This is a genomic window from Afipia sp. Root123D2, from assembly GCF_001425835.1.
GTDB lineage: Bacteria > Pseudomonadota > Alphaproteobacteria > Rhizobiales > Xanthobacteraceae > Afipia.
This window is the reverse complement of record NZ_LMDP01000004.1, coordinates 20954-34197: the sequence shown is the minus strand read 5'-3', so window position 1 is coordinate 34197 and position 13244 is coordinate 20954. Positions and strand designations below refer to the sequence as shown.

13 protein-coding genes are annotated in these 13244 nt (G+C 62.0%); 3 read left to right on the top strand and 10 right to left on the bottom strand.

The features are described from left to right. Positions 1–14: 14 nt before the first annotated feature. From ASC80_RS19795 to ASC80_RS19765, 7 genes are all read right to left on the bottom strand, one after another. Positions 15–1748: an ABC transporter permease gene (locus ASC80_RS19795; RefSeq protein WP_082512689.1), complete on the bottom strand. Its 1734-nt coding sequence runs from the start codon at positions 1746–1748 to the stop codon at positions 15–17. Positions 1749–1778: 30 nt separating this feature from the next. Further along, a complete protein-coding gene (locus ASC80_RS19790) occupies positions 1779–3110 on the bottom strand; it encodes an ABC transporter substrate-binding protein (RefSeq protein WP_056301197.1) in 1332 nt (443 codons plus the stop codon). A gap of 126 nt (positions 3111–3236) precedes the next feature. Continuing rightward, on the bottom strand, positions 3237–4076 hold the full coding sequence (locus ASC80_RS19785) for an endonuclease/exonuclease/phosphatase family protein (protein WP_056301195.1): 840 nt from the start codon (positions 4074–4076) through the stop codon (positions 3237–3239). Further along, a complete protein-coding gene (locus ASC80_RS19780) occupies positions 4076–4885 on the bottom strand; it encodes a carbohydrate ABC transporter permease (protein WP_056301190.1) in 810 nt (269 codons plus the stop codon). Before ASC80_RS19780 ends, ASC80_RS19785 begins: the two co-directional genes overlap by 1 nt. Then, positions 4882–5802 (bottom strand): carbohydrate ABC transporter permease, encoded by a 921-nt coding sequence (locus ASC80_RS19775; RefSeq protein WP_056301187.1) that lies wholly within the window; start codon positions 5800–5802, stop codon positions 4882–4884. The genes ASC80_RS19780 and ASC80_RS19775 overlap by 4 nt, the downstream gene beginning before the upstream one ends. A 47-nt stretch (positions 5803–5849) precedes the next feature. Continuing rightward, positions 5850–7124 (bottom strand): ABC transporter substrate-binding protein, encoded by a 1275-nt coding sequence (locus ASC80_RS19770; RefSeq protein ID WP_056301184.1) that lies wholly within the window; start codon positions 7122–7124, stop codon positions 5850–5852. Positions 7125–7170: 46 nt separating this feature from the next. Continuing rightward, complete coding sequence (locus tag ASC80_RS19765) at positions 7171–8190, bottom strand: ABC transporter ATP-binding protein (protein WP_056301183.1); 1020 nt, start codon at positions 8188–8190, stop codon at positions 7171–7173. On the opposite strand from ASC80_RS19765, the gene ASC80_RS23875 reads away from it, so the two are divergent. From ASC80_RS23875 to ASC80_RS19755, 3 genes are all read left to right on the top strand, one after another. Continuing rightward, positions 8189–8443 (top strand): hypothetical protein, encoded by a 255-nt coding sequence (locus ASC80_RS23875; protein WP_156464469.1) that lies wholly within the window; start codon positions 8189–8191, stop codon positions 8441–8443. The genes ASC80_RS19765 and ASC80_RS23875 overlap by 2 nt on opposite strands. Positions 8444–8522: 79 nt before the next feature. Then, entirely contained in the window at positions 8523–9311 is a 789-nt protein-coding gene (locus ASC80_RS19760; protein WP_056301180.1) for a DeoR/GlpR family DNA-binding transcription regulator, read from the top strand. Positions 9312–9472: 161 nt separating this feature from the next. Next, positions 9473–9706, top strand: a complete 234-nt coding sequence (locus ASC80_RS19755; RefSeq protein WP_056301177.1) for a DUF2171 domain-containing protein — start codon at positions 9473–9475, stop codon at positions 9704–9706. 73 nt (positions 9707–9779) lie between these two features. Here ASC80_RS19755 and ASC80_RS19750 read toward each other — a convergent pair whose 3' ends face one another. The 3 genes from ASC80_RS19750 to ASC80_RS19740 all read right to left on the bottom strand — a co-directional run bounded on the left by ASC80_RS19750 (position 9780) and on the right by ASC80_RS19740 (position 13228). Beyond that, the gene (locus ASC80_RS19750; protein ID WP_056301174.1) at positions 9780–10241 is read right to left on the bottom strand and encodes a carboxymuconolactone decarboxylase family protein; all 462 of its coding nucleotides are present in this window, start codon (positions 10239–10241) and stop codon (positions 9780–9782) included. Between the two features lie 44 nt (positions 10242–10285). Further along, positions 10286–11902 (bottom strand): MDR family MFS transporter, encoded by a 1617-nt coding sequence (locus ASC80_RS19745; RefSeq protein WP_056301171.1) that lies wholly within the window; start codon positions 11900–11902, stop codon positions 10286–10288. A 78-nt stretch (positions 11903–11980) separates the two neighbouring features. Continuing rightward, the gene (locus tag ASC80_RS19740) at positions 11981–13228 is read right to left on the bottom strand and encodes an HlyD family secretion protein (protein ID WP_056301167.1); all 1248 of its coding nucleotides are present in this window, start codon (positions 13226–13228) and stop codon (positions 11981–11983) included. Between the last annotated feature and the right edge of the window lie 16 nt (positions 13229–13244).

The following is a 13244-nucleotide window of genomic DNA, read 5'->3' as shown; positions in this document are numbered from 1 at the left end:
CGATCAGGTTGGCATCACGACGCACCGGCCTTGGCGCGACGATCGCGTTCGATCAGGAATTGCGAGAGAATGGTGGAAGCAGCGACGATGATCACGGCGACGACGCCCAGCGCAGCGCCCGGCCCGCGCCCGGCGGCGGACTGCATGAAGACGTAAAGTCCATAAGCCAGTGGCGCGTCATTGTTGGACTGCACCAGCATCAGGGTGGCGGACAGCTCAACGGCGGCGGTGGCGAAACTCGTGACGAAGCCGGCGACGATTCCGCCGGTCATCAGCGGCACGACGATGCGCCGCACCGTCCGCGCTTTGGTGGCGCCAAGATTTTCCGCAGCCTCCTCCAGCGATGATGAAATCTGCTGAAGAGCCGCGTAGCACGCCCGCAACGCATACGGCAGGCGGCGGATCGCCAGCGCCAGCACGATCACGATCCACAGCGACGCCAGCGGCGTGCCGTCCCACAATTCGATGCCGTAGAAGGCGCGCAGATAGCCGATGCCGAGCACCACCCCAGGGATTGCCAGCGCGGACGATGCCAGCAGATCGAGCCCTCGCCGGCCGATCAGTTTGGTGCGCAGAACCAGATACGAGATCGCGGTGCCGAGCACGATGTCGATCAGACCGGCAAGGGAGGCATAAATCAGCGTGTTCTTGATAAACAGCGAGCTTTCGCCGAAGACATGCGCGTAGTGCGAAACGGTGTAACCATCCGGCAGCGGCGAGAACGACCAGATGGTCGCGAACGACAGCAGCACCAACCCGATATGCGGCGCCAGCACCAGCAGCACGATCAGCGTGACCATCCCATAGGCCAGCACCGCTTCCCACGAGCGCAAGCGCCGACGCGCGATGCCGCCGCCGCCGCGCTGTACGGTGGCGTAGTCGGTATTGCGGGTCGCGAGCGACGAGGCCCACATCGCCGCGACAGAAGCGACGATCAGAACCACCGAGATCACGTAGCCCATCGGATCGGTGATGCCGATTGAGGTCACCCGCAGATAGGCCTGCGGCGCCAGCATATCCTTGACATTGAGTAGCAGCGGCGTCGCCAGATCGTCGAAGACCTTGACGAAAACCAGCGACGCGCCGGCAACATAACCCGGCAGCGCCAGCGGAAACACGATGCGCCGGAACAGGCGGAAGCCGTGCGAACCGAGATTCTGCGCCGCCTCCTCCATCGCGCGATCGACGTTGCGCAGCGCCGCCGACAGGTTGATCAGGATAAAGGGGAAATAATGGATCGACTGAACGAAGATGACACCGTTCAGTCCCTCCATGAACGGGACCTTCATGCCGATCCAGTCGTCGAGCAGCAGGTTGACCGAACCGTTGCGGCCGAACAGCAATTGCATCGCGACCGCGCCGACGAACGGCGGCATGATCAGCGGCAGGAATCCGAGAATCTGCACGACCGACGCGCCGCGAAAGGTGAATCGCGACGTAATGTAGGCGAGCGGCAGCGCCAGCACCGACGCGCCGGCGACTGCCATTACGGAGACGTAGAATGAATTCCAGAACGAGCGGACGAACAGGTCGGTCTGCGCAAAGTCGAAGAAGTTGATCAGCGTGAAGGCGCCGCTGCCTTTCTCGGTAAAGGCGACGAACACCACCGTCGCGACCGGCCACACCAGAAACAGCACGAGGAACAGCAGGATCGCGAGCGCGAGAAGCGCCTGTCCCCATTTCCAGCGGCCACGCCCCCCAAAAATAGAGAACGCGGCCGGCCGGGTTTCTGATGCGAGATCGGTCATTCCGGCGCGCCCGTCAGCGGCACCGCGCCGTTATTTGGCCAGCTTCAGTGCTTCGTCGGCCTTCGCCTTGGCCTGAGCGTAGCGGTCCTTGGCGAACGCAGCCCATTGCTGCTCAAGCTCGGCCTGACGCGCACCCTTCTGCTTGGAGCCAGTGAATGCGCCGGCGATCTCGCCCGCCGCCGACTGGGTTTCCGTCACCGGCATCGCGGCAACGAGCGCGCGGGCTTCGCCGAGCATCGCGCGCGCCGCCGCGTTGTCCTTCTTGGCGAGCGCCGTCTCAACCGCATGGATCGACTTGGTCGCATCCTTCAGCGCGGCAAGCTGGAATGTCACCATCTGATCGAACAGGGCGTCGACAACGTCATTCCGGGTTTCGGATTTCTTGACGTCGAACTTCACCATCGAATTCAGGCGCGGGTCCGTAAACGGATTCGGATAACCCGCGGGCGCCTTGCTGTAGACAGCCGGGTTGACCGGAAGACGCCGGATCTTCGGATCGAACATCAGCACCTGCCCCTCCGGCGACAGCAGGTATTCGATGAACGCTTCGGCGCCAGCCTTGTTCGGCGCGTTGGCGACGACGCCGATATTCGCCGGTACGATCGCAGTCACCGACGGATAGACGAACTTTACCGGGAAGCCCGAAGCCTGCGCCGAGAACGCGAAGAAGTCGATCACGATGCCGTAGCCGACCTGCCCCGAATTCACCGCTTCCGGCACGCCGAACGAGCGTTCGGTGACATCGCGGAAATTGCCGGACATCGCCTTGATGGTGGCCCAGCCGCGATCCCAGCCTTCGCCCTGCAGGATGGTTTCGATCGTCAGATGCGTGGTGCCGGAGCGCGACGGCGTCGCCATGGAAACGTGATCGAAATAGACCGGGGCCGCGAGATCCTGCCACTCCTTCGGTTCAGGCAGCTTGTTGGCCTTCACGTAACGCTCGTTCCACATGATGCCGTAGCCGGAGGCGGCAAAGCCTGAATAGAAGCCCTGCGGATCGTTGGTCGGAAACTGGCCGATCTTGTCGGGAATGCCGGCGGCCTTCGGCTTGTAGACCTGAAGCAGCGATTTTGCCTTGAGCGACTCGAACGCATCCGGCGCCGATACCCAGAAGATATCGACCTGGTTGTTGCCTTTGGTTTCCTCGAGATACTTCACGCCGGCGTGGGTGTTGCGGTTCTGAATGTCGAGAGTCACGCCCGGATTTGCAGCTTCGAACGCCTTCTTGATCGGCTCGGTGACTTCCTTGGCATAGGATGTCACCACACTGACCTTCCCGCTCGGAGCTTGAGCCAGGGCGGATAACGGCATTGCCAAAACGGCAAGTGATGCAACCAATCCTGAAATAAGACGACACGTCATTCAAATCCTCCCAAAGCCTGAAGCAGCGCACAGGGAACGAGATATCCCAAAGATGCGGTGCTTTGTCGCAACAATAGCTGACGGCCGTACGCCCTGAAAGCGACATTTCGGCAGTTGCGCGATGCGTCAGTCCGCAAGCTCGATCATCATCGGCTGGTGATCTGAGGCCGCCGTCTTGCCGTCGACCGCGATGCGGCGAACCCTGCCCGCAAGATCCTCGGTGACGAAAATGAAGTCGCGGCAATCGGGGCCTTCGTCCCATTGTACGGTGTCGTACAGACCGCAGGTCAAATCGTGCGGCCGGCCCGGATGGCAGATCGTCCACGCATCCCGGTAGTTCAGGCCAGGTCGTGCCGCGCCGTGCACGAGCGCGTGCTGCGGATCGGAGACGTCGAAGTTGAAATCACCGCTCAGCAGGCTGGACGGGGCCAGTGTCTGGCTCACATAGGGTTCCGGATGCTCGGCCTTGGCCGTATGGGGACTGGTCGACGCTTCTTCCTGAAGATCGAGCAAGCGCGTGATCTGCGCTTCGCGCTGCGCCGCGGAATGATATTCGAGATGGGTGTTGACGACGCGCAGCGGTCCGAACGCGGTTTGAACCGTCACGTCCAGCGCCTGCCGCCGCATGCTGCGCACCGATCCGGCCTCCGGCCACGGCAACAGATGGTTCGCGACCTGCATCACCGGCAATCGCGAGAAAGTCATGTTGCCGAAACGGCGGGTGCGGCCTTCGCTGTCAATGGATTCGATCGCCGGCCGGAAGACCGCCGCGTAGCCGGGCAGCCGCGCGGCCAGTTCATTACTCTGGTCGATGCCGCCATCGAGCTTCTCAAAACCGGCGGAGACTTCCTGAAAGCAGAACACATCCGCATCGGCGAGCGCCGTCGCGTCGCGAACGATCCGCGCGAGATCGACCTTGCCGTCGCAGCCCTTGCCCCACTGGATATTCCACGTCACCAGTTTCATCAGCGGATGCCCGCCCGCATGAACGATTGCACGAACTGGCGCTGGAACAGCAGGAACGCGATCAACAGCGGCGCCATCGTCATGACCGTCGCGGCGGTGATGATCGACCAGTCGACGCCGGTTTCGGGGGCACCGAACACCGCGAGCCCCACCGTCAGCGGGCGGCTCTCAACCGAATTGGTCACGATCAGCGGCCACAGGAAATTGTTCCAGTGATAGCTCACCGACACCAGCCCAAACGCAACGTAGGTCGGCCGCGCCAATGGCACGTAAACACGCCAGAGTATCTGCAGCGGTCCCGCGCCTTCGACGCGTGCTGCCTCGACCAGTTCCTGCGGGATGCCCTTGAATGTCTGGCGCAAAAGAAAAATACCGAATGCGCTGGCGAGATACGGCAATGCGATCGCCGGAATGGTGTCGAGCAGCCCGAGTTTGCCGATGACGCGATAGTTCTCGACGATCAGAACGTCGGGCATGATCATGAGCTGCAGCAGCACCAGCGCGAAGGCGATGCTGCTGCCCCTGAACTTGAATCGCACGAAGGCATAGGCCGCGAGCGTCGAGAGAATGAGCTGGCCGATCAGGATCAGCGTCACCAGAACGATCGTGTTGAAGTAATAGCGGCCGAATGGCGCCTGGTTCCACGCGCGAACGAAATTCTCCAGCGTCCATGGCGCCGACAGGCTGAACGAGGTGGCATAAGCCGCCGGATGCAGCGAACTCCAGAACGCATAGGCCAGCGGCGCGAGCCAAACCAGCGCCAGCAGCCACGCCCCGATCGCTTCGAGTGGATGCGTCCGGCTGTTCATTGATAGTGAATCCTGCGGTCGAGATAACCGAACTTGATCAGCGCCAGCGTCGCCAGAAGAGCGATCAGCACCACCGTCAGCGTCGCGGCGTAGGCGGAATCCTGAAAGGTGAATGCGACCTCATAAATGTAATAAAGCAGCAGCGAACTGGCGTTGCTCGGGCCGCCCTTGGTCATGATGACAAGGTGATCGACCAGCTTGAACGAGTTGATCACGGCATTGATCGCAACGAACAGCGTGGTCGGCATCAGCAGCGGAAACGTGATGCGGCGGAAAGTGTACCAGCGCCCTGCCCCTTCGACCGAAGCAGCCTCTTCGAGATCCGGCGACAATTGCTGGAGTGCTGCGAGATAGAAGATCATGAAGAAGCCGGCTTCTTTCCAGATCACCATCACGATCAGGCAGCCCATCACGGTGCTGGGCTCGCCGAGCCAGTTCCACGCAGGCAGACCGACGAGCCCGCGCAACTGATCGAGCAAGCCGTAGTCCGGCGTGTAGAAGAACAGCCAGATATTGGCGACCGCGATCATAGGCAGCACGGTCGGCGTGAAATAAGCGAGCCGCAGGAAACCGCGCCCGCGCATATTGCGGTTGACCCACAGCGCCATCAGCAGCGCCAGCGCTACAGAGGTCGGGATGGTGCCGAGCGCGAACCAGAAATTGTTGACCAGCACCTTCCAGAAGATCGGGTCGGCGGACATCGCGCGATAATTGTCGAGACCGACGAACAGTTCGGCGCCATTCCGCTTGGTGATGAAGAAGCTGTGCCAGATCGTCGACAGGATCGGATAGTGCGTGAAAGCCGCGAGCAGCACCGCCGCCGGTAGCAGCAGCAGCCACGCGTTCACCGCGTTCCACCACGCATGAGAGCGCGGCGCGCGAGTGGCCTGAACCGGAATGGCGATCTGCTCTGACATGATAGGATGAAAAACCGGGCGGCGATGAATCGCCGCCCGGTTCGCCTTTACTTGTACGCGCGGAGCACGCGGTCGGACTGTTGCTGGGCGGCGGCCAGCGCGTCTTTCGGCGTCTGCGCGCCCGTCACTGCCGACTGCACGGCATCGTTGACGAACTTGTAGATGCGTCCGTTGTCATGCACCGACAGCTCCGGCACCGCATGCTCAAGCTGGTCGCGCGCAACCGTCGCTGCGGGGAAGTCCTTTGCGTAGGCTTCCATCGCCGGGGTCTTGTAGGCCGCCGGCGACACCGCGACGTAACCGGTCTTCATGCTCCACTCGGCGGCGCGTTCGGGCGCGGTCATCCACTCGATGAACTTTACCGCCGCCTTCTGCTGCTCGGGGGAAGCGCTCTTGAAGATGTAGAAGCTGCCGCCGCCGGTCGGCGAACCGCGCCGCTCCTTGGCCGGTAGCATCGCAACGCCGAAGTTGAACTTGGTGCCGCTCTTCACCGCCGTCAGGTTGCCGGTGGTGTGCCACATCATCGCGGTCTTGCCCTCGAGGAAGTCGGTGCGCAGCGTCGCCCAGTCGATGGTGCCCTTGGGCATGACACCGTCCTTGCGTGACAGGTCGACCCAATAATCGAGCGCGGCCACCGTCTTCGGCGCGGTCAGATAGACCTCGTTGCCCGCCTCGTTCATCAGTTTCTGGCCGTTCTCGATCGCCAGCGCCTGCAGCATCCAGTAGGCGTAGCCCGTGGTCGGAATTTCGACGCCCCAGCGCGTGGTGTTGCCGGAGCCGTCCTTCTTGACGAGCTTCTTGCCCATCGCGACCATTTCATCCCACGACGCAGGCGCCTTTTCCGGATCGAGGCCGGCTTCCTTGAAAGCATCCTTGTTCCAGTACAGCACGATGGTCGAGCGCTGGAATGGGATGCTCCAGGTCTTACCGTCGATCTGGCCGTTGGCCATGAACGCCGGATAGAAGCTCTTGAACCACGCCTTGTCGGAGACCAGACCGTCCATCGGCACGATGGCGTTTTCATCCATCAGCGTGAACACGTCGGTGGAGAGCAACACCGACAGCTGCGGCGGCTGGCCGCCTTTCATCGCGGTCATCGCCTTGGTCATGGTGTCGGTGTAGTTGCCGGCGTAAACCGCCGTCACCTTGATATCGGGATTTTCCTTCTCGAAACGGCCAACCATGTCGTCGATGATCTTGGTGACCGGACCGCCGACCGCGACCGGATAATACATCGTCAGATCGACGGCAGCCGCGGGCTGCGCCATTGCAATCGTCGCGGCGAATGCAGCCGCCAGAACAGTCTTCCCATAGTACTTCATCGTCTCCTCCTCTGTGGCACGTGCCGCGCCGATCTTCTCGTTGCGCTCAGCCGTTCGCAGCTTGTTTCATTCCGCCGGCGGCCGTGGTGTCGAGCCGCCGACCGGTCTTCTGGTCGAAGTGATGTTCATGGCTGGTGTCCCAGCCGAGGCGAATGCGGTCGCCGACCGCCGCCTTGCTGAAACCGTCCTGACGCACCGACACCGGTTGCCCGTCGACCTCGCAAAGAACGATGCTGTCCGCTCCGAGATGCTCGACGGTCTTTACGTGCGCCACATGACCGTCCTGCGACACGATGCGGATATCCTCAGGCCGGACGCCGATCAGTTTGTCGCCGGATGCGATCAGGTTCATTGGCGGCGTGCCTATAAAGCGCGCGGTGAATGCGGTCGCCGGACGGCTGTAAAGCTCCTCGGGCGTGCCGTTCTGTTCGATCTTGCCGTCGCGCATCAGCACCACGCGATCGGCCATGGTCATGGCTTCGGTCTGGTCATGGGTGACATAGACCATGGTTATGCCGAGCCGCTGCTGCAGCGCGCGGATTTCCGTGCGCATCTCGTGACGGAGCTTGGCGTCGAGATTGGAAAGCGGCTCGTCCATCAGGCAGACTTTGGCTTCGGCGATGATGGCGCGGCCGAGCGCGACGCGCTGGCGCTGGCCGCCGGAGAGTTGCGCCGGCTTGCGTTCGAGCAGATGCGACAGGCCGACGATCTCGGCGACCTTTTTCAGGCGCGCGTCACGCTCGCCGCGCGAAACGCGGCGCACGCGCAAGCCGAACACGATATTCTCGGCGACGCTAAGATGGGGAAACAACGCGTAGGATTGGAAGACCATCGCGATCTTGCGCTGCGCCGGCGACAAATGCGTCACGTCGGTGCCGCCGATCGTGATGCGACCGCCGTCCGGCTGTTCCAGACCAGCGATCAGGCGCAGCGTCGTCGACTTGCCGCAACCCGACGGGCCAAGCAGCACCAGCAACGATCCTTCGTCCGCGGTCAGGCTAATGTCGTCGACGGCCCGCATCGGGCCCCAACTCTTGATGACGTGCTCAAGCGCAATCGCCGACATGGCCTACCCGCTCTGTCCGGTGGCCGGTGACAAAGCCGCAGCCCTGCCCCGTGGTGTCACAAATCCTCTGTGCAATGTCGGCATCATGGCCGGTAAACGCACGCCGCACCAAAGCAAATCAGCCGCGAACCGGGACGACACGTCGCCCCGCAGGTACGCGCGATCAACAGGATGGGCGGCGCATGTGCGCCTGCCCGGCAATTCCGGCAGCGGCCCCAACACCGATCATTCCTCCCATTTTCTTTTCATATGAACATATCCAATGCGCGAATGAAATATAAATTGCGAACTTGACGTTCAGATGATAGCGGAGTTCCACAGGCAGGACGGCCATGCTCAAGATCGCCGACGAACGACAGGTCCGGATTCTGGAAATGGTGCGCGAGGAAGGCTTTGCCTCGATCGAACACCTGGCCGCCCATTTCGAGGTCACCACCCAGACCATCCGCCGCGTCGTGAATCGCCTGTGCGATCAAGGCCTGCTGCGGCGCATTCATGGCGGCGTCAGCCTGCCGGTCCCCGACCAGAACCTCGCCTATCAGAGCCGGCAGGGCCTGAACCTCGACGCCAAACGCCGGATCGCCCGCGCGGTGTTCGATTTCATTCCCGATGACGTCTCGCTCATGATCGGTCTAGGCACCACGCCGGAATATGTCGCGCGGGCCCTGACGGGACGCCGCGACCTGCGCATCATCACCAACAGCCTGAGCGTCGCCGCCGCCTTCGCCCCCAACCCCGATGTCGAAATCACCTTCGCCGGCGGCACGCTGCGCGCGCGTGACCGCGACATCATCGGTGACGCAGCGGCGCGTTTCTTCGCCCAGTATAAAGCGGATTTCGGCATCTTCGGCGTCGGCGGTATCGATGAGGACGGTTCCCTGCTCGATTTCTACTCGGGCGAGGTCGAGGCGCGACAGGCGATTGCCGCGAACAGCCGCGCATCGCTTCTCGTCGCCGACGTCAGCAAGTTCGGGCGAAACGCCACCGTGCGCGGCGGCCACATCACCGATCCACATCATTTCTTCACGGACAAGCCGATCCCACCCGCCTTCCGCGGCATGATCGAGCAGGGTGGCAACGAGGTCCACGTCGCCATCGAGAGCAATGAACGCGCGGCCTGATCGCGCGGTCTGCTCCATGCGTTGACTTCAACCGATTTTACGCAATCGCCCTCCCGCAACCATCTTGTTCGCCGGCCCAGCGGAACTTTCGCGGACATTGTTCCGATATGAACCATCGCGCGCGCGATGCGTTGACTTAACAGCCAACAGGAGGATGACCCATGGCGAATACGCTGCACATCAAGGAGCACATGGACGTGCTGGCCTCCGACGGCCAAAAGGTCGGCAAGGTCGACCACTTCGATGGAACCGACACGATCAAACTCACCAAGAACGATGCGCCGGACGGCAAACATCACCTGATCCCGGTGTCATGGATCGATCACGTCGACACCCATGTTCATCTCAAGAAAGCGGCCAACGAGGTAACATCGCAATGGAGCAACGCCGCCTGATCATTTCGGCTTGAATCAAAACAAAAGGCCGCCTTCGGGCGGCCTTTTGCACATCAAATCGCAGGACGTGATCTCAAGCGGTTGCCTTGACCGGCTTCACCGGGTGGATCGAGCGGAAGCTGATCGCAATTCGATTCCATGCGTTGATGGTGGCCGCCAGCATCGTCAGTTTGACGATTTCTTCTTCCGAGAAACTTCCGTGCAGTTGCTCGTAGACGTTGTCAGGAACGTGGGTCTGCGACACCAGCGTCACTGCCTCGGTCCAGGCCAGCGCGGCGCGCTCGCGGTCAGTATAAAGCGGCGACTCGCGCCATGCGTCGAGAAGGTAAATGCGCTGCTCGCTTTCACCCTGCGCTCGCGCATCGGCTGTATGCATGTGGATACAATAGGCGCAGCCATTGATCTGCGAAGCGCGGATCTTGACCAGTTCGATCAGGGATCGCTCCAGACCGCTGGCCTGCACGCTCTCTTCCATCGCGAACAGCGGCTTCATCGCATCGGGAGCGATTTTGTAGGGGTTCAGTCTCGGTTGCATGATCTTCTCCTGTTTTCAATCGAGGTGAGAAAAAGGGTCGTGGGTCAATGGGCGCCGCCACCGGCGAGGTGATCGGGCTTTTTCAGCAACAGGGTTGCCGCAAGCGCGACGATCAAAGCTACTCCGAGGAAATAAAACGCATCGCTGAACGCCATGATATTGGCCTGCTGCCTCACCCGCAACGCGATCGCGATCACAGCCTTGTGCGCCGCGGTCGCATGATCGGCAACGCCGTGGCTGAGGAAGTACGCGGTGAGACGATCGATCCGGTCGCGCGTCGCCTCCTCGAACATGGACACCGACTGCACCATGACATTGGAATGGTACTGCTCGCGCTTGGTCAGGAAAGTCTGCAGCACCGCGATACCGATGGCGCCGCCGAGATTGCGTATCATATTGAACAACGCGGACGCGGATCCCGCATTCTCCTGCTCGATGCCGGACGTTGCGATGGCCGACAACGGCGCGAACACCATGGCCTGTCCGACGGCGCGGACGACGTTCGGCCAGAGCAACTGGTCGCTGGCGTAGTTCACCGTCATATGGACGTTCATGAAATTGCTGGCGGCGAACAGTGCAAACCCAGCGGCGATTACCATACGGACGTCGAACCGCTTCATCAGCAGCGGCACCAGCGGGATCAGCACAAGCTGCGGCAGGCCGGTCCATGCCAGCACCATGCCGATCTGCTCGGAGTTGTAGCCCTGAACCCGTGCCAGATAGACCGGCAGGATAAACACTGAGCCATAAAGCACGATGCCGAGCAGGAAGTTGGCGAGAATGCCAAAGCCGAAATTGCGCCGTGCCAGCAGCCGGAGGTTGAGCAGCGGCTTGTCGCTGCGCAGTTCGACCCACACGAACAGCGACAGCGAGATCGCGGCAATCACCGACAGCCGCGTGATGAAGTCGGATCCGAACCAGTCTTCCTTGTTGCCCTCCTCGAGCACAGTCTGCAGCGCGGCGAGACCGATCGCCATGGTGGCGATTCCGGCCCAATCGCCCTGGCGCAGCAGCGACAGGTTCATCGGCGCGCGGTCGAGCGAGAACCACAGCATCGCAATCATCAGCACGCCAGGAACGAGATTGACATAGAAGATGAATTCCCAACCCCAGTTCTCGGTCAGATAGCCGCCGATAGTCGGACCGATCGCCGGGGCGAACGTCGCCGAGAGTGCGAACAGCGCGAGACCGACCGGCTGCTTCGCCTTCGGCAGCAGGGTGATGATGATGGTGAAAGCCATCGGGATCAGCACGCCGCCGGTGAAACCCTGGATCGCACGCAGCACGATCATCTGGCCAAGGTTTTGTGCGAACGCACAGGCTATCGAGAACACCATGAACAGCACGGCGTTGGTGAGCAAATACGCGCGCACCGAGAACACCCGGGCGAGCCACGCCGTCAATGGAATGACCACGATCTCGGCGATCAGATAGGAGGTGGAAATCCAGCCGCCGTCGTCGATACCCGCGCCGATCGCGCCCTGGATGTCGGCCAGCGAGGCGTTAACGATCTGGATGTTGAGCACCGCCATGAAGGCGCCGAGCGTCGAGCCGACCACGGCGATCCACATTTTCGCGGAACCCTCAGGCGCCGCCGGCTTTGCAGCCTGAGCGTTGTCGTTCGGGACAAACGCCGCACCGGAAACAGCTTGGGCGCTCATGACACAAGGCTCCTTGTTGCGTGCGAGGAAACATGCTCTGCAAAGACAGGCGCGATAATTCGGTAAAATATGGAAGGATTATCCAGCCGGAGTTGAAGCTGCCCGGGGTGCCGCCTTGGCTTGGTGGCCATCGCGCGGGCTGGTCCCGGTCGCGGCATCACGGGCGAGCGACTGGCCGCGACGGGCCTCCACGACGGCGGCTTTGGTATCGACGCTGGGCTCGACCGACATCCCGGCGCGCAGCAACCCGTTCAAGGTGGAGTCATCGAGGGTGATCTTCACCGGGATGCGCTGGACGATCTTGGTGAAGTTGCCGGTGGCGTTGTCCGGCGGCAGCAGAGCGAATTCGAGCCCGCTCGCCGGTGACACGCTGTCGACGCGCCCCGTGAGCGTCACGTCCGGAAAGCCATCGACCCGAATCTCGACCGGCTGTCCGTCACGCACGTAGGTGAGCTGGGTTTCCTTGAAGTTGGCGACGATATAGGTCGCATGCAGCGGCACCACCGCCATCAGTTGCGTGCCGGCATTGACGAACTGGCCGATCCGCAGCGAGCGCGCGCCCACCGTGCCGTTCACCGGTGCCGTAATCGTGGCATAGGACAGATTGAGTTCAGCCTGCGTGGCCAGCGCCTTGCTTCGCGCAAGCTGCGCTTCGGCCTTTTCCTTTTCAGTGGCGAGGACCGCGATCTTCTTCTGCGCCGCGATCAATCCTGCCTGATCGCGCTGCGTCTGCGCTGCCGCCTGCCCCCGGATCGATTCCGTCTGCTGCGCACGCTGAATCGTGCCCGATCCGGTCTTCATCAGATCGCGATAGCGGGTGGCGTCGGCATCGGCGAACGCCAGCGAAGCCTGCGAGGAGTCGAGCGCGGCCTTGGCCTGCGCGATCAGTGATTGCTGCAGGTCGATCTGTGCCGCGAGATTGTCGATGGCAGCGGTCGCGGCGCCGACCTCGGCCCGCGCCTGCGCGAGCGCAGCGCGGAAGTCGCGGTCGTCGATGCGGGCCAGAACCTGACCAGCGGCGACGCGCTGGTTGTCCTGAACCAGAACCTCGGAAATGTAGCCCGGCACCTTGGGGGCGATAGTGGTGTAGTCCGCCTTCACATAGGCATCGTCGGTGGATTCGATGAAGCGCCCCGTGGTCCAGTAATGGTGACCGTAGCCAACCAATGCCGTGGCGCCCGCCAGAAACGCCAGCGCGAACAGACCCTTCTTGATCACGGTCCGGCCGAGCCGCTGAGACGGCTTCGGAGGTGTTTCCTCCGGCAACGATTCATCAGTAAATACAACGTCTTGCTCAAAATATTCTCGACGCGGCATCTCGCTCATGACATCCTCCCGTGAT